This window comes from Atopococcus tabaci DSM 17538, from assembly GCF_000429585.1.
Lineage (GTDB): Bacteria > Bacillota > Bacilli > Lactobacillales > Carnobacteriaceae_A > Atopococcus > Atopococcus tabaci.
Genome location: NZ_AUCD01000011.1, coordinates 1 through 20,656 on the forward strand (window position 1 = coordinate 1; position 20,656 = coordinate 20,656).

19 protein-coding genes and 1 pseudogene are annotated in these 20,656 nt (G+C 41.3%); 18 read left to right on the forward strand and 2 right to left on the reverse strand.

Features of this window, described 5'->3' with window-relative positions; genetic code table 11:
- A pseudogene (locus G470_RS0102955) lies at nucleotides 1-238 on the reverse strand (IS30 family transposase); the annotation flags it as partial.
- Between the two features lie 343 nt (nucleotides 239-581).
- Here G470_RS0102955 and G470_RS13755 point away from each other — a divergent pair.
- The 3 genes from G470_RS13755 to G470_RS0102975 are packed head-to-tail and all read left to right on the forward strand — an operon-like array spanning nucleotide 582 to nucleotide 1,544.
- Complete coding sequence (locus G470_RS13755) at nucleotides 582-863, forward strand: nuclease-related domain-containing protein (protein WP_051258388.1); 282 nt, start codon at nucleotides 582-584, stop codon at nucleotides 861-863.
- 54 nt (nucleotides 864-917) lie between these two features.
- On the forward strand, nucleotides 918-1,247 hold the full coding sequence (locus G470_RS0102970) for a hypothetical protein (RefSeq protein ID WP_156907922.1): 330 nt from the start codon (nucleotides 918-920) through the stop codon (nucleotides 1,245-1,247).
- 9 nt (nucleotides 1,248-1,256) lie between these two features.
- Nucleotides 1,257-1,544: a hypothetical protein gene (locus tag G470_RS0102975; RefSeq protein ID WP_028273529.1), complete on the forward strand. Its 288-nt coding sequence runs from the start codon at nucleotides 1,257-1,259 to the stop codon at nucleotides 1,542-1,544.
- 153 nt (nucleotides 1,545-1,697) lie between these two features.
- Here G470_RS0102975 and galE read toward each other — a convergent pair whose 3' ends face one another.
- A complete protein-coding gene (gene galE, locus G470_RS0102980; RefSeq protein WP_028273530.1) occupies nucleotides 1,698-2,714 on the reverse strand; it encodes a UDP-glucose 4-epimerase GalE in 1,017 nt (338 codons plus the stop codon).
- Between the two features lie 228 nt (nucleotides 2,715-2,942).
- Here galE and G470_RS14360 point away from each other — a divergent pair, with 228 nt between their 5' ends.
- The 15 genes from G470_RS14360 to G470_RS0103060 all read left to right on the forward strand — a co-directional run bounded on the left by G470_RS14360 (nucleotide 2,943) and on the right by G470_RS0103060 (nucleotide 20,634).
- Complete coding sequence (locus G470_RS14360) at nucleotides 2,943-3,104, forward strand: hypothetical protein (RefSeq protein WP_156907924.1); 162 nt, start codon at nucleotides 2,943-2,945, stop codon at nucleotides 3,102-3,104.
- Nucleotides 3,085-4,509, forward strand: coding sequence for a CotH kinase family protein (locus G470_RS0102990; RefSeq protein WP_028273532.1), 1,425 nt, complete (start codon nucleotides 3,085-3,087; stop codon nucleotides 4,507-4,509). Before G470_RS14360 ends, G470_RS0102990 begins: the two co-directional genes overlap by 20 nt.
- The gene (locus G470_RS0102995; protein ID WP_028273533.1) at nucleotides 4,493-5,209 is read left to right on the forward strand and encodes a polyphosphate polymerase domain-containing protein; all 717 of its coding nucleotides are present in this window, start codon (nucleotides 4,493-4,495) and stop codon (nucleotides 5,207-5,209) included. The genes G470_RS0102990 and G470_RS0102995 overlap by 17 nt, the downstream gene beginning before the upstream one ends.
- Nucleotides 5,209-5,883, forward strand: a complete 675-nt coding sequence (locus tag G470_RS0103000; protein WP_051258389.1) for a DUF4956 domain-containing protein — start codon at nucleotides 5,209-5,211, stop codon at nucleotides 5,881-5,883. Before G470_RS0102995 ends, G470_RS0103000 begins: the two co-directional genes overlap by 1 nt.
- A gap of 153 nt (nucleotides 5,884-6,036) precedes the next feature.
- Nucleotides 6,037-7,092 carry a glycosyltransferase gene (locus G470_RS0103005; RefSeq protein WP_028273535.1) on the forward strand — a complete coding sequence of 352 codons (1,056 nt, stop codon included), beginning with the start codon at nucleotides 6,037-6,039 and terminating at the stop codon, nucleotides 7,090-7,092.
- A 31-nt stretch (nucleotides 7,093-7,123) separates the two neighbouring features.
- Complete coding sequence (locus G470_RS0103010) at nucleotides 7,124-8,551, forward strand: lipopolysaccharide biosynthesis protein (protein ID WP_035444967.1); 1,428 nt, start codon at nucleotides 7,124-7,126, stop codon at nucleotides 8,549-8,551.
- Between the two features lie 25 nt (nucleotides 8,552-8,576).
- Nucleotides 8,577-9,515: a glycosyltransferase family 2 protein gene (locus G470_RS12545; RefSeq protein ID WP_051258390.1), complete on the forward strand. Its 939-nt coding sequence runs from the start codon at nucleotides 8,577-8,579 to the stop codon at nucleotides 9,513-9,515.
- Between the two features lie 154 nt (nucleotides 9,516-9,669).
- Nucleotides 9,670-10,815: a non-hydrolyzing UDP-N-acetylglucosamine 2-epimerase gene (gene wecB / locus G470_RS0103025; RefSeq protein WP_028273537.1), complete on the forward strand. Its 1,146-nt coding sequence runs from the start codon at nucleotides 9,670-9,672 to the stop codon at nucleotides 10,813-10,815.
- An 18-nt stretch (nucleotides 10,816-10,833) separates the two neighbouring features.
- On the forward strand, nucleotides 10,834-12,066 hold the full coding sequence (locus G470_RS0103030; RefSeq protein WP_028273538.1) for a hypothetical protein: 1,233 nt from the start codon (nucleotides 10,834-10,836) through the stop codon (nucleotides 12,064-12,066).
- Complete coding sequence (locus G470_RS0103035; RefSeq protein WP_028273539.1) at nucleotides 12,063-13,445, forward strand: sugar transferase; 1,383 nt, start codon at nucleotides 12,063-12,065, stop codon at nucleotides 13,443-13,445. Before G470_RS0103030 ends, G470_RS0103035 begins: the two co-directional genes overlap by 4 nt.
- Before the next feature lie 15 nt (nucleotides 13,446-13,460).
- Nucleotides 13,461-14,585: a hypothetical protein gene (locus G470_RS0103040; protein ID WP_028273540.1), complete on the forward strand. Its 1,125-nt coding sequence runs from the start codon at nucleotides 13,461-13,463 to the stop codon at nucleotides 14,583-14,585.
- Between the two features lie 84 nt (nucleotides 14,586-14,669).
- Nucleotides 14,670-17,021 carry a glucosaminidase domain-containing protein gene (locus tag G470_RS13760; protein WP_051258391.1) on the forward strand — a complete coding sequence of 784 codons (2,352 nt, stop codon included), beginning with the start codon at nucleotides 14,670-14,672 and terminating at the stop codon, nucleotides 17,019-17,021.
- 185 nt (nucleotides 17,022-17,206) lie between these two features.
- Nucleotides 17,207-18,313 (forward strand): glycosyltransferase family 4 protein, encoded by a 1,107-nt coding sequence (locus G470_RS0103050; protein WP_028273541.1) that lies wholly within the window; start codon nucleotides 17,207-17,209, stop codon nucleotides 18,311-18,313.
- A 42-nt stretch (nucleotides 18,314-18,355) separates the two neighbouring features.
- Nucleotides 18,356-19,477: a glycosyltransferase family 1 protein gene (locus G470_RS0103055; protein WP_205617876.1), complete on the forward strand. Its 1,122-nt coding sequence runs from the start codon at nucleotides 18,356-18,358 to the stop codon at nucleotides 19,475-19,477.
- 26 nt (nucleotides 19,478-19,503) lie between these two features.
- On the forward strand, nucleotides 19,504-20,634 hold the full coding sequence (locus G470_RS0103060) for a CDP-glycerol glycerophosphotransferase family protein (RefSeq protein ID WP_028273543.1): 1,131 nt from the start codon (nucleotides 19,504-19,506) through the stop codon (nucleotides 20,632-20,634).
- The last annotated feature ends 22 nt before the right edge of the window (nucleotides 20,635-20,656 follow it).

The following is a 20,656-nucleotide window of genomic DNA, read 5'->3' on the forward strand; positions in this document are numbered from 1 at the left end:
TGTATTGGGTTTGTTTTCTTGTAAAGGTCTTTTTCTTAGCGCCACACTTTGATTTATTCTGTTTATACTGATCAAAGTATTCTATAATTGAACCGCCTTCCTTTAGGAAGGAAACGACATTATAGACCGGTTGATTTGATCGACCGATTTTCCGAGCAATCTTATAAGGTTTTAATCCAGTATCAAAATAAGTTTCTATCCAGCTAAGTTCTTTCATGGTAAGATGTGTGTAGGCCATTTGTGGTCACTCCTCTAATTTTCGTGGTTGGAACTTAGTGAGAGTGTATCACAAATGGTTTTCTATTTTTCTAGCTTAATTTTACAATTCAAGTAAATAAAAGGAAAGCTACGCGGTTCAGGCCGCGTAGCTTTTTTGTATTCAACAATAAATTCAAAAAAATATTTTCTTTGTCAAATAGAGTGAGGCTTATCAACAAAGAAAAATGAAAAAAAGTTTTCTTTGTCGTATAGGGAGGTTCTCTTCAACAAAGAAACCAAACAATCAAGAATCTTTGTCCATTAGACACACGAAAAAGTGAAAATCTCCTCTTTTTGCGTAGTTAAATAGAGGAGGGATAGCGATGAAAAAATTAAACGAAGTCACCCCGTCACTCAACTTAAGGATCATGCGGGCGTTGAAAAAACGGATGGCGCTCCCGCAAGAAGCACAGCGGTACCACTTCAATTTGGAAAGCGGGCATGAAGGGGAGTGTAACTTTTCTTCTATGATCCGTGATTTATCCAGCGAACTCATAATTGCACATGACTTGTTATTAAAGGCAAACGGAGTGAAGTTCCAACTGGATGTCGTCATGATGACACCGGCAGGGATTCGCTTATATGAAGTGAAAAACTATGAGTGAGAATACGAATGCAGAGAAAATCTTGTTTACCGGATCCGTTCGGGGAATGAAATATTGAATCCGTTTCTACAGTTGGAGAAGCACCAAACTCGTTTCCGTCAATTGATGAGGGAGATGAACATCCAGATGAGTTTTCAAGCCTATGTGGCGTTCGTTCATCCGGAATTCACTCTGTATGGCGCGGCACCCCGACCGGATTTGCTTCTGCCGACCGTGCTGCCGAATCATTTGAGAGAATTGGACAAGATGCACGAGCGGCTGACCAACTATCAGGAAAAGGTGATGAAACGGTTGTTTGAAACAACGCTGCCGGAGACCCCACATGAAAACATCCCCAAATACACGTTTGAAAGTTTGGAAAAAGGAATCTTCTGTGCGCAGTGAGGGGCAATCGTGACAAAGAAAAACCAACAAACGTGCCGATGCACGCGGTGTGGGTGGGAAGAGGTCACCATCAAAGGAATCCAACGCCAGATTGAGGACTACGAAGTTCTCTTCCCAGAAGGTCTCAAAACCGTTTCAATCATCCGCGAATGGTGCGGACACGAACCATCTGATCGCCAACTTGCGTACGCATTGGAGAAAAATAATAGGAAGATTGGCACCAAACGTTGGACACGGTACGAAAAACGAGTTCTAATCGACAAAGAAGAAGAGAAAGAGAATTTCTTTGTGGAATAGAACCTCCCTCATTCACAAAGAACTCAAACGATCAGACACCTTTGTCGAATAGACGCTCGCTCATCGACAAAGAATCACAAATAAATAAATCTTTGTCAAAGAAACGCGAAAAAAGCGGCACCTCCAGGTCGAGGCGCCGCTTTCGTATTCAACTTATTCTGTTTCATATCCATTCGGGTTGTTCTTCTGCCAGTTCCAGGAATCCCGGCACATGTCTTCGATGCCGAGTTCCGCTTTCCAACCGAGTTCGCGTTCCGCTTTGGAGGCATCCGCGTAGCTTGTGCCGATGTCCCCTGCACGTCGGTCCGCAATTTCATACGGAACTGCCTGTCCGCTTGCTTTTTCGAACGCTTTGACCACGTCCAACACACTGTACCCGTGACCGGTTCCTAAGTTGTAGGCTTCGATGCCGGTGGAGTCCAACACTTTCTCCAACGCTTTGATGTGTCCTTTGGCTAAGTCAACCACATGAATGTAGTCGCGGACACCCGTTCCGTCCGGTGTATCGTAGTCGTCGCCGAACACACTCAATTTCTCGCGCTTGCCGACTGCAACCTGCGTGATATACGGCATCAAGTTGTTCGGAATGTCGTTCGGGTCTTCGCCGATACGTCCACTTGGATGCGCGCCGATTGGGTTGAAGTAACGCAAGAGTGCGGTGCTCCATTCCGGATCGGCCACTTGCTGGTCCTGCAAAATTTTCTCGATAAACAATTTGGTCGTTCCATACGGGTTGGTCGTGCTCAACGGCATGTCTTCGGTGAACGGCGCTTCGTTGTTCATGCCGTAAACCGTCGCCGAAGAACTGAAGACCATTTTCTTCACGTTGTATTCCTGCATCAATTCCATCAACATAAGTGTACCGGTGATGTTGTTGTGGTAGTACTTCAACGGTTGTTCCACCGATTCTCCGACCGCTTTGAATCCGGCAAAGTGAATCACCGCATCGATGTCAGAACCACGGAAGACGACTTCCAACGCTTCTTTGTCCAACAGGTTCACCTGATAAAACGCAAACTCTTTTCCTGTGATCGAACGGATGCGTTCCAATACTTCGGGTTTGCTGTTGGAGAAATCATCCACCACGATGACTTCATACCCTTCGTTCAACAATTCAATAACTGTGTGGCTGCCGATATATCCGGCACCACCTGTGACTAGAATCGCCATATGTTCATCCTCCATTTATATAAATATGCAGTGCTTACAATCACATTCATTTTAACCCAAAAGCAAGGAGATAAAAAGGGAATGTGCCTTATTCAAAAGTCTCTTGTAAACTAAACCGTTTTCGAAAAGTTGGTGAACGTTTTCAAAATTTGATTGAATAAAGTAATTGGATTTCGGAGAATGAAAAGGAATGTAAAAAAATGTAATATTAAGGTAAAGGGTGAGTGCGTGAAACGAGAACAACGAATCAAAGTAGCTTTGTTTCTGTCGAGCTTGTTAACCGGTTTCTACATCGTGGCCAAACTCGATTTCAGGAGCACGATGGCGATAGAAGATGCTGCGGTACAGTCTGAGGAGTACAAGGAAATTATTGGAGAAAGAAACGTTTGACTTGAAATTGAAAACTCATTCAACGTATGCGACCGATTATGAAGTCGCGCTGTTGGAAGAAGATATGACGCCTCAAAAGTTATCAGAAGGTAAGACGTTTCAGTTGCTTGTTTACAATGACGAGCAATACAAGGAATACCAAATCGGCTTCACAACCCTTCCGATAGTTAAGATTGAATTGGAGGATCCGCCAGGTGATGAGAACAACCCAATCGGCATAGAAGACGCTTGGGCCAAGTTCGAACTCTATGACAACCGGGAGGGAGTCGCTAAAAAGGAACGGCTTGTCAAAAGTTATACATACGTTCGGCTGAGAGGAGCATCCAGTCTGAGGTATCCACAGAAACAAATGCGGTTGAACTTACGTGATCTTTCCATCAGTGGAGAAGAAAGCAACCAACATTTGTCATTGTTAGGAATGCGTGAAGACGACGATTGGATACTGTATGCGCCGTACAGCGACCCGGAAAAAATCCGCGACACATTCTCCACCAATCTATGGTACGAAACTTCCGCACAAAACAATTCCCTGGACGTAGACAACGGAACAGAAGGAAAGTTTGTGGAAGTCTTTATCGGAGATCGCTATTGGGGGGCCTATACATTAATGTTCCCCATAGACGAGAAGCAGTTGGATTTGGATAAGGACAAAGGGAATTCGTTGGAAAGTGATTTTTATTACCGAATCTTTTCAAACGTAGCACCTCAAGAAGAGACGTTCAAACAATCCGGTAACAGCTTGATTGCAGGAAGCGTGGAACTGCGTTATCCAGATGAGCCATTGAATGACTACAGGCAATGGGAGCCCTTGATGCAACATCTAGACGCGATGGCAGCGGGAGAAGAACCGCTTCGTGACTACATGCAGACAAAGGCGGAATTACCCAATCAAATTGATTATTTCCTCTTCTACACCCTCACGCAAGCGCATGACAATGACACAAAGAACCGTAATTATATGGCGTATTGGGAAGAAGGTCAGCACTTGATGTTAGAATCTCCTTGGGATCTCGATTTGACTTGGGGAAATAGATGGACTCAAGAACATGCATTGAATGTACAAGTACGGGGACACGCAGGCGAAAACTTAGTGCTTCGTCCGTCGCTTATTACACGTGCACTAGAACTGGGAATGACAGATATCTCTGAAGAAGTTATCCAAAGGTATAAAGAACTCAGAGAAACGGTTTGGTCGGAAGAACATTTGTTACATCGACTCGAACAATACGAACATGACATCTATGGCTCCGGAGCGGCTGCCCGCAACCATGCGCGTTGGCCGGGAGCGGCGTATGCGGAAGATGCGTCCGCATTGAAACAATACGTTGAAAATCGATTGGTTCATATGGATCGCTTCATTTATGAAACAGTCCAAGGAGGGGCGCTGCATGACAGAAACAGATAAAAAATACCGGAACGAGATGAAATATTTCTGTACGGATTTTGATTTGGACATCGTTCAAAGTCGCCTTACTCCTTTGGTCCAGCTTGATCCATACACAGATGAAGAGTATGGCAATTACGTAGTAAGGAGTTTGTATTTTGACGATTATGATGACAACTGCTTGAACCACAATGAAATCAGTATCGGCCGGCGGAAGAAATACCGGATTCGGTATTACGGAAGTCAACCCGATTTCCTTTTGTTGGAAAAGAAAGAAAAAGAAAACAGTATGACCCACAAAACAAGCTGTACTATCAACCGAAATCAATACGACCAATTGTACTCGGGGGATGTGGCAGCTCTTTACTGGGAAGCGGAAGATCCGCTCTTGAAAGAATTTTGTTTGCAAATCATGATGAAGCGGTTCGCACCTAAGGTCATCATTCATTATGAACGTACAGCGTTCATTGATTTTCCAGGAAATGTCCGGGTTACGATGGATCGACAGATTTCTTGTTCGAAAGAGTTGAATCGATTTTTAGATGGAGACTACACGAGAATCCCCGTTTTGCACGCAGGGCAACACTTATTGGAAGTGAAATACGACGAGCTCTTACCTGATTACATCAAGCAGGTAGTTCAATTGGATTCGTTGGAACAGGCAACATTTTCTAAGTATTACATGGGAAGAGTTACTTCCCAAAAGCATGGAGGCATATAATGAATACATTATCAGGAATTTTAGATGGCATTAATAACGGGCTCAACAACACAGAAATCTCAACGACCCGAACAATCACGATGTTGACGGTAGTTGCAATTCTATCGTTTTATGAATTCTTCGTTTATCGTTACGTCTCAAAAAGAAGTTTTTACTCAAAGCATTTCAATATTTCATTGGCGCTCATTCCATTTTTTATCTCGACCATTATTATGGCGCTTCAAACGAGTTTGGTTGTCAGCTTAGGAACAATCGGAGCATTGGCCATTATCCGTTTCCGGACCGCGATCAAAGACCCGCTGGATATGGTTTACCTGTTTTGGTCCGTCCATACAGGAATCATAGCAGGAACAGGTCTTTATGAAGTAGCGATCTTATCTTCCATTTTCGTCACTGTCTTCTTGATTCTGTTGGATTTGATGCCTCTTGGAAAAGCGCCGTACTTATTGGTCTTGAATATCACAGAACCAAAGAAAGAAAAAGAAATCATAGCTGATATTAATCAGTTCGCTAAAAACGTGGAAATCAAATCCCGTAACTTTTCAAGAAACGGGTTGGACATGATTTTGGAAATTCGGACTAAGCAAGAAGCGGAATTGATGGAAGCCTTGACGAATCACAAAGAAATCAACGCCGCGTCCCTTGTGGCACACGATGGCGAAAAAGAATTTTAACCACCAGTCAACCAAGGCTTGTTAAGCCTTGGTTTTTGTTGTGTCTGTCTTATGAAGAGACGTCGAATTTTATGAGAAATTGCCGGCTTCAAGCCCAACCACTTTATCGCTGTGATATAATGGCTAAGATTAAGCGAAGAAGGGAATTATTGTATGGAAATTGTGTCCATTATCATGCCTGTTTACAATGTGGAAAGACACTTGCCGAGAGCCATTGAGAGTGCTCTGCAACAGACGTCGTCCGAATGGGAGCTCATTCTCGTCAATGACGGATCGACGGATGAATCTGGAAACATTTGTGAGGCATACAAAGAAAAAGATGAGCGGATTCATGTGATCCACCAAGAAAACCAAGGATCCGGTCCTGCCCGCAATGCGGGGCTCGTAAAAGCGCGCGGAGAATATATTTACTTTGCCGATCCAGATGATTACTTTGATGCGGATTTGATTGAAGACAATCTGGCCATCATGAAAAAAGACCAAGCGGACTTGGTGGTGTTTGGTTATGTGAATGAACTGATGGATCAGTCGGGAAAGGTTCACCAAGACCATTACTTGCCGAACATGCCAAGGTTGAAGACACAAGAAGAGTTCCGTGCACACTTTCAAAACTTTTATCTCTTTTCGCCCTACGCTTTATGGAACAAGGTGTACCGGAAAGCGTATCTTATTGAGCAGCAAATTCGTTTCACCAATCAACGGCTGGGGCAAGATGCGTTATTTAACTTGAGTGTTTATAAAGAGATGGGACGTGTCTTCTTTAACCGCAAAGTATACTACCATTACATGACCCATGAGGGTTCGGCAGTGAACCGGTACCGTGCGGATCGCATGGAAATGGAATATGAAATCGCAAAAACGTTTGAACACCTTTTGGTAAGTTGGAACAAAGCAGAGCAATTTAAGGATTTGATCACAGAGGAATATTTTCATGTGATCTATTTGGAAACAGCCAATCTTGCTCATCGAGATTGTCCGCTTACTCGATCAGAAAAAATAGAAAGACTTCAAAGCATATGGAATGAAGTCGGTATAACTAAAGGCGTGAGCAGCAAAAAAGAAGCTCATCCATTCCGATTTTTGTTGATGCAAGCCTTCAAGCGGAAAAAATTTAACGCAGCGCTGATGTTGATGAAAAGTCGCAATGGGATTGCTGACAATTATACTTTTCTGTTCAAAAAAATTCGTCAGTCAGTTCGAAAGAAATGAACCAACAGATTAATCAAGGAGCGGCTATGAAATGATAGAGCAATTTAAAAAGGGGATCTTCTACACGGCAATCGGAAAATATTCTATCGTGGCCGTGCAGCTTTTGGTGCAGGCGATCCTTTCGAGAATATTAACCCCCAGTGAATTTGGTATTGTGTCAGCAGTTAATATCTTTTTAGTATTCTTTCAATTATTAGCTGATTTTGGCATAGGACCTGCAATCATCCAAAACAAAGAACTGACCCAAAAAGAAGTGAATTCGATCTTTTCCTTCAGCATATATATCGCTTTAGGATTAAGTGTTTTGTTTGTCTTTTTGGGTTATCCGATGAGCTTATTCTATGGGAACACAGTTTTTATCCCTATAAGTATGATACTTGCCATAGCAGTGTTTTTTTATGGGATTCTTGTTGTCCCCCAATCTTTATTATTGAGAGAAAAAAATTTCCGGCTTGTCAACATGACAACCGTGATGGGAGCTGTGATATCGGGAATCGTCTCGATCACTCTCGGCTTTTTAGGATTCAGTTACTATTCAATTATTCTAGGGAACACAGTAAAAGCGGCCACGTTGTTTTTAGTGTTTTACTTAAAAACAGACACCAAGTTCCGTTTCCAATTTGAATGGGCACCGCTCAAAAAAATCTATACTTTTTCCCGCAACCAATTTTTGTTCAACTTCATCAATTATTTTTCTAGAAACTTGGACAGCTTGTTGATTGGCCGGTATTTTTCAGCAAGCTCTTTGGCTTATTACGATAAGGCATACCAAGTGTCTCTGTACCCCAACCAAGTCTTGACAAGCTTGGTGACGTCAGTGATTCACCCGATTCTATCGGATTATGAAGACGAAAAAGAACGAATCAAGCAAGTATACTTACGTATTTCCAATATGCTGGCCACGCTCGGCATGCCACTTTCAATATTTCTGTTTTTTACGGCTGAAGAAGTGATCATGTTTCTGTTCGGCGGACAGTGGGGGAGCAGTGTTCCTGTGTTTCAAATACTCGCGCTTTCTGTGTGGATCCAAATGATTTTGTCCAGTACTGGGGGAATCTTCCAATCCGGAAATCGGACAGATTTACTTTTATTATCAGGAATTCTTTCTACTGTCTTGAACGTGGCTGGAATTGTGACTGGGGTGCTGTTAGGAAGAATCGAAACGGTGGCTTGCTTTTTGGTCATCGCGTTCAGCATGAATTTTGTTCAAGCGAACATATTACTCATGAAAATCATGTTTAAAGACTCGCTGTTGACCTTTTTGAAAGTGTTGAAAAAACCTTTCTTGCTGACTTTGATGCAAGCGGGTGTGTTTCTTGTACTGCCTCAGCTGCCTTTCAGCATTTTCATCCGTTTGTTTATTAAAGGAATAGTCTTTGTTATCGTTTGGATTGCGGGGTTGCTTTTAACCGGAGAGGTGAAGCGCATCAAAATGGAAATACAACGAGTAAAAAGATAGAGAGTGCTGCAGGAAGGAGTATCCAATGGCAAACCCGTTAGTAAGTATTATTGTGCCGGCATATAATGTGGAAAACTATATAGAAGAATGTGTGGATTCGCTGCTTGCTCAAACATATTCTCCCATTGAAGTCATCGTTTTGGATGATGGATCGACGGACCAGACTGTCAAACTTCTTCGTTCTTACGAGGACACTATTTTATTGTTTGAAAATAAGGAGAACAAAGGACAAGGTGCACGACGAAACCAAGGGATGAAGATCGCAAAAGGGAAATACCTTTATTTCATGGATTCTGATGATTGGCTGGAAAAAGATGCAATAGAAAAACTGGTGAAGCAAATGTCAAAAACCGATGCAGACTTGGTTCGGTTCAATGGTACTGTTTTTTATGAAAACTCTTTTGAAACAATACAGCAAGAAGGACGTTATGACTTTTCGCATCAATTGGTCCACCAAAAAGTATACGCAGGCGATGAACTGCTGCATAAAAATCGCAAAAGTTTTTCTGCTTCTCCGTGTCTGTATTTGATTAAAAAAGAAGTGATCGATACACATGGTTTATTCTTCTTGGAAGGGGTCCTGCATGAAGACGAGTATTTCACTGCGCGGCTCTTTTCTGTTGTGGAGAAAATGACTTATCTGAATGAGGCTTTTTATCACAGAAGATACAGAGATGGTTCTACCATGACAAAGCAAAGTGAAGAACATCAAAAAAGATCTTTTGACTCCTATCTGGTGGTTTTCTGTACGCTGGAGAACGACATTCAGAATCTGAACTTAACGACAAAACAAAAGAGGTTCCTAAAAAGGCAGCTTCTGTCTATTTATAGCGGGTTGATCCGAAATGAATTGTCCCCGGAACAAGAAAAGAAAATAAGCGGCCTCAGTTCAATCTCTATGAAAGACAAACTTTTTTTAAGACTGGCATCCATGAAGCAGTCGATAGAGAGGGCAAACCGATGAAAATGAAATCCAAACGTTATTTTACAGGAGATCATGAAAAGGCTGTGTTCTCTATCGTTAACGGTTCTTTTTATGATAGAATGTTGCTTGAGGCAAAAACGAGTACGATAGAAAAAGTGAAATCATGTTCACATAAGAACGGAGAAGAAGCAAGATGAAAAAAAAGAAAGTCGCAGTTGTTTTTGGCACTCGGCCAGAAGCGATTAAAATGGCTCCAGTGGTTCGTGAGTTGAAGAAACAAGCAGACTTCTTTCAAACAATTGTCATCGTGACTGCTCAGCATCGAGAAATGCTGGACCAGGTGTTGGACGTTTTTAATATTAAGCCTGACTACGACTTAAATGTGATGAAGCAAAACCAAACGTTGGCTGACATCACAACGGATGTATTAAGAGGAATCGATAAGATTTACTTAGAAGAGCGGCCGGATATGGTCTTGGTTCATGGTGACACAACCACCAGTTTTGCAGCCGCCTTGGCTGCTTATTACCATAAAATTTCCATTGGGCACGTGGAAGCAGGACTGCGCACTTACGATCCATATTTCCCATTTCCGGAAGAAGCGAATAGGCAGCTGATTGATACGATCACGGATTTGTATTTCGCTCCGACTGAAGCAGCTAAACAAAATTTGCTGAATGAAGGAAAAAGCAGAAGCCGGATAATGGTAACCGGCAATACCGTCATCGATGCAATCCACTATACAAGTAACACTAAATCGAATCACAACATATTGGACCTGATGAAAGCGAAAGCTGATCAAAAATGGATCCTTTTAACGATGCATCGGAGAGAAAATCATGGGCAACCAATGAAAAATGTGTTTGAGGCTGTAATACATATAGCCGATGAACATCCTGAAATCGAAATTTTGATGCCAGTGCATTTGAATCCTAAAATCCAATTGTTGGCAAATGAGATGCTGGGACAACACGAAAGAATCCATTTGGTTGAACCGTTGGGAGTCGATGTGTTTCACCAAATAGTCGATCAATCTTGGGTAATACTGACCGATTCAGGAGGGCTGCAGGAAGAAGCACCTGCATTGGATGTGCCTGTGTTGGTTCTTCGTGACAAAACGGAGCGGCCGGAAGGGCTTGAAGCCGGGACATTGAAAGTGATCGGCACAGAAAAAAACAGTGTCATAAAAGAAGTGGAAGAGCTGCTGTACAATCTGAAAGCATATGAAAAAATGGCCAAAGCACTCAATCCTTATGGTGACGGAAAAGCCAGTCAGAAAATTATAAAAGAAATCCAAACGTATTTTGAAAGAAGCGAAAAACTAGATGAAATTGTATAGTACAAGGAGTAGTACAGTATGGGAACAACTCTGATGGCAAATTGGGATGCACAATTCACTAAAAAACAGCCTCTGCTGAATCATATTCTCCTTTTTTTAATCAGCTTTTCTTTCATGCTTAGTGATTGGGTCTATGGGGCGTTTACGTTTACAGAACTGGCACTTGGGATGATAATGGGAATCCTGTTGGTTTTTGGAAAGTACAAAATACCAATTGCTCAGTGGAAATGTGTGGCGGTTCCGATAGGGATGATCAGCGCACACTCCTTGTATCACTTTCTTGTCAATCAGGAGTTCGATTCAAGAACAGCGCTTATCGCGATTATAAAGTTGAGTTTTTATGTTTTGGTTGTTGCTGGCATCTATAATTTTATTAAAGTACAGCGCTTGGAAAGTACGTTTATTCGATGGAACAACGCAGCGGCATTAGTTGTTTGCGTATTGGGAGTGTACATTGCCTTTGCCGTTTACGCAGATATGCACTTGGGCTTAACCCTTCCTTATGAGCAGTTGTTACAGTTCACAAGATTGGATGGGCATTTGTATCGGAGAGACATCCCCATTGTCAGAATGAAGAGTATCTTCGAGGAACCGGCCCATCTAGGTTATTATCTGAACGCCGTATTGATGGTGAATGTACTGAATAAAACTCAGTACAAACCTAACTACGCCGTCGTGGCTGTTTTGATTGTTTCTATCTTATTCACTTTATCCTACAGTGCGGTATTTATTATGCTGGCTACTGTTCTGTTATGGGCAATTAAGTCTCTTAAGATCTCAAAAGAAAAGGTAAAGTGGAACAAAAAAACAATACTCATCATATTGGGTGTTTTATTAGTTCTTTTTCTGTCCTGGGATTTTATTTACATCACATTGATTCAACGAACACTTGAACTGATTTCTGGGACTGAGTCTTCTGGATATGAGCGGCTGGTAATCAGCTGGAGGTATATCAACAAAGAAAATTATTTAATGGGTTTGGGATTCATGCAGACACCGGGAATGCTTTGGAATATTTACGCCTATGTTTTTACGGAATTAGGTCTGATTTATTTTATATGTTATATACTGGGAATTGCTTATCTTATAGTGGTGAACCCTCCATTGGGAATTGTCTTTGGGCTGATGAATTTTGCTAAAGGCGGGTATTTGTCATCGGGCTTCTGGTTTTTGATTTTACTCGTATTGATTTATGCGGCAGACACATACAAAAATCCATTGGACTGTATAAGAAAGGAAAGACAATCGTGAAGACTAAAGAAGGTTTCGACAAAACGAAAAAAATACTGATTGGAATTGTTGAAATATTTATTTACCATATTTCAATTTTACTGTCCTTTTATATGAGATATGGACAAGAGATTCCGTCATTTAACTACGTGGCTTATGAGAACGCGTTTATCTATATCATCACAGCATTTGTTGTGCTGAATGTTCTATTTGGAGTATATGTTCTTTACAACAAGTCAATAATGGATATATTGATTTTGACCGTCATCATTCAAGTGGTGCTGTCAATCATGATTATGGCGATGACGTTTTTCGGAAGGTGGTTCACTTTTCCTAGATCCATTATTGCAATAAGTTTTGTGGTCAGTTCATTCGCTTTGTTCCTATGGCGGATTGCAGTGTTCAAACTGTATGAAAGAATCGCAGGAACAAAAAGAGTGATGGTTGTCGGTAAAGAAGAAAACTTGGCTGAGAGCATTTACAATTTTGAGAATGCGAAAAACAAAAGACATAAAGTGACTTGTGCGGTTACTGGAAATTACTACACACACATAAAAAATAACTTGTCTGACGTGGATATTGTGTACCTTACGAGCGACATGGATTATGCGGAGAGAATAAAGATTTACGAATTGATTGTTCGGAACAATAAGAAAATATTTGTTGACACTAGTTTCGAACATTTGTTGATGGTCAATCCCAATATTATGAACATTGAAGACGAGAGCGTAATCGAGTTGTCTAACTTCCGTATCTCTCCTGAGTTCGATGTCATTAAACGAAGCATCGACATTATCGTGTCGCTTGCAATGATTGTGCTGACTTCTCCTCTCATGTTGATCGCAGCAGTGTTGGTTAAAGCTACCTCTGCCGGACCGGTCATTTATAAGCAAGTGAGAGTGACAAAAGACCAAAAGGAATTCAACATTTATAAATTCCGTACAATGTCTGCGACAGCTGAAAAAGAGTCGGGACCTGTATTAGCTTCCGCAAACGATATGCGGGTGACATTCGTAGGAAAATATTTACGTTCACTAAGAATTGACGAACTTCCCCAATTGTTCAACGTATTGAATGGAACGATGTCATTAGTCGGCCCAAGACCTGAGCGTCCTTTCTTCGTTGAACAATTTAAAAAAGAGAATCCGTATTATGATTTGAGACACAATGTAAGAGCAGGGATTACAGGCTATGCTCAAGTATACGGGAAGTACACGACGAACTTTAACCGGAAATTGAATTTTGATTTGGTGTATATAAAGAAATACAGTTTGCTTTTGGATGTGAAGATTCTTTTGCAGACGATAAAAGTATTGTTTGACAAAGTATCTTCTCAAGGCGTTGAAGAAGAAGAGCTGCTGAATAAAAAAATGCCAGAACACATTAAAGTATATGATTAGGCAGGGGATATTGATATGAAAGATGAATTGACGATCAGAGATTTTTACTATTTTCTAAAGGATAATTTAAAAATTATTCTTGGCTCCATGATCTTATTGGCATTGGCAATTGGAGGGTATGTAATTTACGCTCACATGACTGCAGACACTTCAGAAGAACAAACTGCTTCTCCAATAGAGATGAGAAGTCCTGCGCTTAGTGAAGAACGTTTTGCAGAAATGGCAGAGTGGCCGCTGGAAGTTTATTCAGAACCTCAAATCAGAGCAATGCAAGAGTATCTATTGCCTCGAGCATACAAACTGACCATTTACGCAGAACATGAAAACTATGAGCCAATAGCAAACACCACCTTCATGAGAGAAGTATTCAGAAACGATACTGTCTTGGAATATGTCGAAGCAGAGCTTGGAGAAAAACTTACTCCAGCAATAGAATTTTCCATACACATTGAGAATTTGGCAGACTCAGGTGTGTATGAACTTCACTTCCAAAGAGGGACTAGGGAAGAAAGTTTGGAACTGGGACGCATCGTTATGAACGCAATTGAAGAAGACGTAATTCCGGTGTTGGAAAACAAAACAGTCTACTTTGTTGAAGACGAGCCGGAAGTTCTGATGCCTGATTACTCTGATCAATATTCTACTGATGCTGACTCTGGAACTGCTCCAGCAGGCGTCATTGTTCGAGATGTTGTGCTCTACGCAGCGATAGCGGCTGCAGTTGGCGGAATCGTAGGCATACTTTTGGCCTTGCTTATCAATGCACTCGACAAAAAGATCACTCCGTTATACGACTACATCCGTAAAGAGACGGATAAAGTGGTACGATTGAATCATCTAAGAGAGGTCGACAGAGAGAAGCAAATAGAAAAAGGCTTAAAAAATATCAACATGCCAAAAGAAGAACATAAAGTTGTTTTGTATGATGAAGTCACAGAAAACGAATGGAAAGATTTAATCAACAAATTCGACAAAAATGTGTCTATTTATACAGATTTTGCCCAAATTGACCCGAAAATGGTTAATATAAATGAAGTTATATTATTATCAAGGGTTAATAAAACAACAAAAAACTGGTATAATAATCAACGGATTCAATTAAATGGGTATGATGTTCCTGTTAAAATCATTCAGTTTTAATTGAATTCTAGTTTAAACATACAAAAGGTATAGCATATGCTATACCTTTTGTATGTAAATTTATAGATTTTTTAGGAGGAAAAGATGAAAAGAAAGAAGTTAGTCAGTGTATTGATGAGCAGTGCCCTTTTATTTACCACTGGAGCACCAACTGTACTTGCTGCGCCGCTTGATGAAAATGTTTTGTTGGCCTCGGAAGAAGAAACAAGTCTCTTTTTGGCTGAGTTAATCAGTAAAGCAGATGGAGACAACAACATAGACGGTATTGGTGACATCAAACTTACATTTCATGGCGAGACTGTTCACATATCCGGCACAGTTGACAATGCCTATACTGTTTCTCTGGAAATGTCATTTGAGGAAAGCTTAGTTTTTGAATCTGGAAGCCAGCTGGATGTCCAATTAAGCTTGGAAGACTTAACAAACGAAGGTACAGTCTTGAAAGTGACGCATACCGAAACTGAAGAAAATACCCTTGAGGCGGACCTTTCCGACCTTTTTGACTCATACATAGCAAGCATTGAAGAAGATGCTGAACCTAAAGAAGAAAGCGGCCAAGAAACTGAAGAAGTGACTGATGAACTGGACAGTACAGTTATCGACACTGAGGCTGAAGAAAAGCTGGATAATTCTGAAAAAGAAGCTGTCAGTGACAGTGCTGTCGAACAAGAAGACAATACTGTAAGCGATCAAGAAGAGTCCGAAGAAGAGACTATCGAAGAAGAACTTGCAGAAGAAATTGTTGAAGAAGAGATTGAGGAAGAAGCTACCGAAGAAGAGAATGTAGAAAAAGACACAGAGGCGGCAGAGGAAGAAGAGCTCGCAGAAGAGCCGATTGAAGAAGAGTATCATGAGATAAAAGAATACGAAAGCCCATCAAGTGAACACTCATTTCCAAGAGAATCCGGTGTGGACGAGATTTTACACGGCGACGAGCAGAGCGAAACAGAAGAAGCCCCAGCTCCCCGTATGAGAATGTTTTCTACATTCGGTGCTCGTAGACTTACAGCAGCCAGTGATGGTACATACACAGTTAAACGCGGCGACACCTTCAGTCTCATTGCGTCTTCATTTAACTTGAGTGTACGTCAGTTACAAGAATGGAATTCCCATGTTACAAATATCAACGTAGTCCCTGTAGGAACACGGTTGGCTGTAACGAGACGGGGAGTCGAAGAGATGCTGTCGCCGAGTGACAAAGCACGCCTCTATAAAGGTGGGGCTACATCTCAGTTCTCAACACCTCAAGAGTTTATTGATGAAATCGCTCCTCGAGCTATTCAGGTTGCTAATCAAGAAGGACGTGAAGGATTGTGGCCTTCACTTATGATTGCTCAGGCTGCTCACGAAAGTAATTACGGCCGCAGTTCCTTAGGAAGTGCTCCGTATCACAATTTGAGCGGAATCAAAGGATCGCACAACGGAAAATCTGTATTGATGTGGACGTGGGAAGTATACGGCGGACAACGAGTCAACGTATTGGCTAACTTCAGACACTATCCGTCTTATGATGCCTCGCTTCAAGACTACGCAAACTTGTTGCGGAATGGATTGTCTTGGAATAGACGCTACTATGCTGGTACGTGGAGAAGCAATACAAATTCCGTTTGGGATGTTTTAAATAACAACGGGTTAAAAGGCTATGCTACCGATCCTAATTACTACGCTGCCATCAGAAGAATCATCAACCAGTATGATTTGACTCAATATGACACCGGAAATCATTACTATGTTCGTACAGGAACATTTTTAGGGAAAGAGTTCACTACGATACAAATGAATCGATTGAAAGCTGAAAACGGTCAGTATTCTTATCGGATTGAACGAGATGAAAACAAAGCGCCTTATTCGTACAGAAGAATTCAGTCAACTAAAGACTTTTTAGGTGAAGCAGGGGCGCAGCGTGTCATTGACCAATTGCGCAGAGAAAAAGGATGGAGCGCTTCAATGGTTCCATCTGGTAACAGCACTCAACGTCATCGCGTACGGTCTGGGTTCTTTAACACATTGAGAGAAGCAGAAAGAGCTCTTAAACAATTCGAGAACTTGAGCGGATATTCTGCTACGATTGTACACGGTTCAGACGGCAAGTATAGAATTCGAACAGGATTCTTTAATGGAAGAAGCAGTGCACAGTCAGGCGTAGATTATATGAAAGAGTTGGGCTGGTCTGCTTTCATTCTCGAATCAACTGATTCGACTCCGCATTATTACGTCCGTACAGGAACGTTTAATACTCCTAACCATGTCAACAGAGCAACAGACTACTTCAACCAAAATGGCTGGGGAAGCAAGCCAGTACTTGATTCGAAAAATAACTATTACTACAGAATATATATAGAAGGTTTCCACAACCATAGCCGGGCATCTTCTTATGTATCACATCTGAAAAATAAATACAATTGGGGATCAACTGCCTTTCTTGTAGAAGACTAGTAAATGCCTTGAAGGCCCTCCACTCCAGACCCATCTGGAGTGGAGGGCCTTTTGTGTCTCTATTATGGTTCATCTGAACGTGAATTCTTAAAAGTTTGTTAATAGAACTGCATTGTTGGTTATTTTGCTATATAATTGAATAGATTTGGTTTGATAAAATAGATAGAATGTTCGGAGGAAGCAAGATGAAAAAAGTGCTTATTTTTTCTAATCATCCTGCCTATACTTTTAACTTAAGAAAAGAAGTTATAGATGGATTTGTAAGAGAGGGGTATCATATCACTCTTGTGGTGCCTTACGGAGAAGAAATAAAATATTTTGAAAAAATGGGTGTTAAATTAGTCGACATCACTCTTGTGGGAAGGACGACCAACCCATTGACAGATTTGAAATTACTGCGAGATAATATTCGTATAATAAAGAATGAAAAACCGGATGTCATCTTGACGTATACAACAAAACAAAACATTTATGGCGGATTGGCTGCCCGTATGACTTCTGTACCCTACATACCTATGATGACAGGTTTGGGCGGAGCGATGGAAAATCCTGGTATCTTGCAAAAAATAACCAGCACACTCTACCGAGCGGGAACCAAGAAAGCAACGACTGTCTTTGTCCAAAATACGGCTATACTCGAAAAAATGAAACAGTTCGATATGGTGAATTCTCCAATCAGAATGACCCCTGGTTCGGGAGTCAGCCTGGAAAGGCATGCTTTTGCAGACTATCCCGAAAAAGAAACTCCGCTTCAATTTGTCTTTATCGGAAGAATAATGAAAGATAAAGGCATATTCGATCTGATCGAAGCCATTAAGCGAGTCAAGAAAACATTCCCGGATGTAGTATTCAAAATAATCGGGGAAGGGCATTTAGAAGAAGACACTGAACGGGTAAGAGCAGCTGAAGCAGAAGGCCTGGTCGAGTACTTAGGTCCTCAAGCTGATGTCAGACCGTATATCAGGGAATCGCATGCGACAATCCTCCCGTCTTATTATGAAGGGATGGCGAATGTGCTGCTTGAATCTGCCTCGGCTGGAAGACCAGTATTAGCTTCAAACGTTCCGGGCTGCAGAGAAACCTTTGATGAAGGCATATCAGGAATTGGATTTGAGGCGAAGAATGTAGACTCATTGACCGAAGCGATAGAAAGATTCATACAGCTGCCCTATGAAAAAAAGAGAGAAATGGGATTGGCTGGAAGGAAAAAGATGGAAAGAGAATTCAGTCGTGAGTTGATATTACAGATGTATATAGAAGAAATTGAAAAGATAGGAAATAAAAACGACTGATCGCTTCCACTTCTAAACCGAGAAAAGTAAGGAGAAATTATGGTGGAGAACAAACCAATACGCATCTTACATGTGCTGGGATACTTTAATTACGGCGGCGCAGAAGCGTTAGTAATGAACCTTTTTCGTCATATCGATCGTTCTGAAATCATGTTTGATTTTGTGGTCCATTCAGAAGAAAAAGGAGCCTTCGAAAAAGAGGCAGAATCCATGGGTGCCCGTATCTTTCGAGTGCCTCAATATACTGGGAAGAACCACTTTAAATACCGTGATGCGTGGAAAACGTTATTTAAAGAGCACCCAGAGTATGCTATCATACATGGGCATGTGAGAAGCACCGCCAGTATCTACTTGAAAATAGCTAAAGAGTATGGTTTGCGGACCATATCACACAGTCACAGCATTTCTTCGGGAAGCGGACTGTCAGCAGCTGTCAAAAATCTGATGCAAAAACGAATCCGACATACAGCGGATTATTTTTTAGCCTGCTCGCATACAGCAGGGGAATGGTTGTTTGGCGATCAAGTTGTCACACAGCCGAATTTCCATATCATGAACAATGCCATTGATGCCAAACAATTCATTTTTGACCCCGAAAAGAGAGAGCATGTACGGCAGAGCTTGAATTTGACGGATGAATTTGTTGTTGGGCATGTAGGGCGTCTCCATGAATCAAAAAACCATTTCCGTCTGCTCGACATATTTAATCAATTGCAGCGAGAGCATCCTGACAGCCGATTGGTGCTGGTCGGTGATGGAGAATTGGAAGAATCTATCGAGCAAAGAGTTGCTGAATTGGGATTGACCAACAAAGTTATCATGCTGGGAGCACGAAGCGACACATATGATTTGCTCCAAGCAATGGATGTCTTTCTATTTCCTTCTTTATATGAAGGATTGGGAATTTCAGTAGTCGAAGCCCAAGCAAGCGGCCTGCCGTGTGTAGTCTCCACCACGGTTCCGGATGAAGCTGTCATTACTGATTTGGTGACGTCGGTGTCTTTAAATGAGGAAAATGCTGTTTGGGTTGAAGCCATACGCACAACCTCAAGAGACAATAGACAAGAAACTGTTTCTTTGAAGGATATTGAAGATTCAGGTTATGACATAAAAAAAGTCAGTCAATGGTATGCGGAATTCATTAACAGCATACTGAAAAAATGATTGAGAAAAGGACTAAGTGATAGAAAATGAATTATATAGTCATTGTGTTTTTGCGAATTATCTTAAAAATCTTCTATGTGTTTCCAATCAAAAGGAACAAAATTTTGTACATGGCCTATTCAGGCAGAGATTATACATGTAACCCCAAGTACATCCACAAATATCTCTTGAATCAGGATAACGGGTACCAACATGTTTGGGTATTGAAAAATCCGGACAATCCAAAGTTGAAAGCGACTGAAAATACGGAGACGATACCTAACAAAGGTCTCTCTTTTTTGTACCATTTTTTGACGTCCAAGGTCATCATTTCGAATGCCTCCATACCAACATATGTTCCTTTGAGAAAGAAACAGAAGTACATCGAAACCTGGCATGGGGGCGGTGCGTATAAACAAACCGGACTTTCTTACAACCAAAGCAAGGAACAAATCAAAAAATTGGAAATCATTTCTGAAGAAGTGGATCTTTTCATTTCCAGCAGCAATGCTTTTACAGAAACAAAGTCCAAAAACCACTTAGTTGACAAAGAGAAATTTTTCGAAATTGGGATGCCGAGAAACGATATTCTATTTGAAGGATCAGACGAAATTAAGCGGAAAGTAAAAGACTTTTATGGCTTGGACAATGAAACAAAAATTGTGTTGTATGCTCCAACCTATCGCACAAAAGAAGACGACTCTTCATACGAATGGCTGGACATGGACAATTTGGTCCAGTCGTTGGAAAAAAGATTCGGGGGACAATGGGTGGTATTCACTCGAATGCACTACTACTTGAACGAAAAAATACAATACGAAGGTGCCATCAATGTTTCTGCTTATGACGATATGCAAGAATTGATGCTGGCAGCTGATGTTTTGATCACTGACTACTCTTCGGTGATGTGGGACTTTTCTATCACCAAAAAGCCGGCCTTTGTATTTGCACCTGACTTGGAAGAGTATGACAAAGCTCGTTCTTTCTTTACGCCGCCTGAAAAATGGCCGTTCCAGATTGCCAGAACAAATCAAGATCTTGCTGAGAAAATCGCTCAGTTCGATCAAAAAGAGCACGAGACGAAAATCAAAAAGCATCACCAGCTCCAAGGAAGTTTCGAAAAAGGAACCGCACTTGAAAAAGTGTACGACAAAATAACGGCCTTCGTTCAAGAATAGGCCGTTATAAAATTCAGTTAAA

Coding starts and splice junctions, on each gene's coding strand:
- G470_RS13755 (WP_051258388.1), top strand. CDS start 582: ATGAAAAAATTAAACGAAGTCACCCCGTCACTCAACTTAAGGATCATG.
- galE (WP_028273530.1), bottom strand. CDS start 2,714: ATGGCGATTCTAGTCACAGGTGGTGCCGGATATATCGGCAGCCACACA.
- G470_RS0102995 (WP_028273533.1), top strand. CDS start 4,493: ATGACAGAAACAGATAAAAAATACCGGAACGAGATGAAATATTTCTGT.
- G470_RS0103000 (WP_051258389.1), top strand. CDS start 5,209: ATGAATACATTATCAGGAATTTTAGATGGCATTAATAACGGGCTCAAC.
- G470_RS0103005 (WP_028273535.1), top strand. CDS start 6,037: ATGGAAATTGTGTCCATTATCATGCCTGTTTACAATGTGGAAAGACAC.
- G470_RS0103010 (WP_035444967.1), top strand. CDS start 7,124: ATGATAGAGCAATTTAAAAAGGGGATCTTCTACACGGCAATCGGAAAA.
- G470_RS12545 (WP_051258390.1), top strand. CDS start 8,577: ATGGCAAACCCGTTAGTAAGTATTATTGTGCCGGCATATAATGTGGAA.
- wecB (WP_028273537.1), top strand. CDS start 9,670: ATGAAAAAAAAGAAAGTCGCAGTTGTTTTTGGCACTCGGCCAGAAGCG.
- G470_RS0103030 (WP_028273538.1), top strand. CDS start 10,834: ATGGGAACAACTCTGATGGCAAATTGGGATGCACAATTCACTAAAAAA.
- G470_RS0103040 (WP_028273540.1), top strand. CDS start 13,461: ATGAAAGATGAATTGACGATCAGAGATTTTTACTATTTTCTAAAGGAT.
- G470_RS13760 (WP_051258391.1), top strand. CDS start 14,670: ATGAAAAGAAAGAAGTTAGTCAGTGTATTGATGAGCAGTGCCCTTTTA.
- G470_RS0103050 (WP_028273541.1), top strand. CDS start 17,207: ATGAAAAAAGTGCTTATTTTTTCTAATCATCCTGCCTATACTTTTAAC.
- G470_RS0103060 (WP_028273543.1), top strand. CDS start 19,504: ATGAATTATATAGTCATTGTGTTTTTGCGAATTATCTTAAAAATCTTC.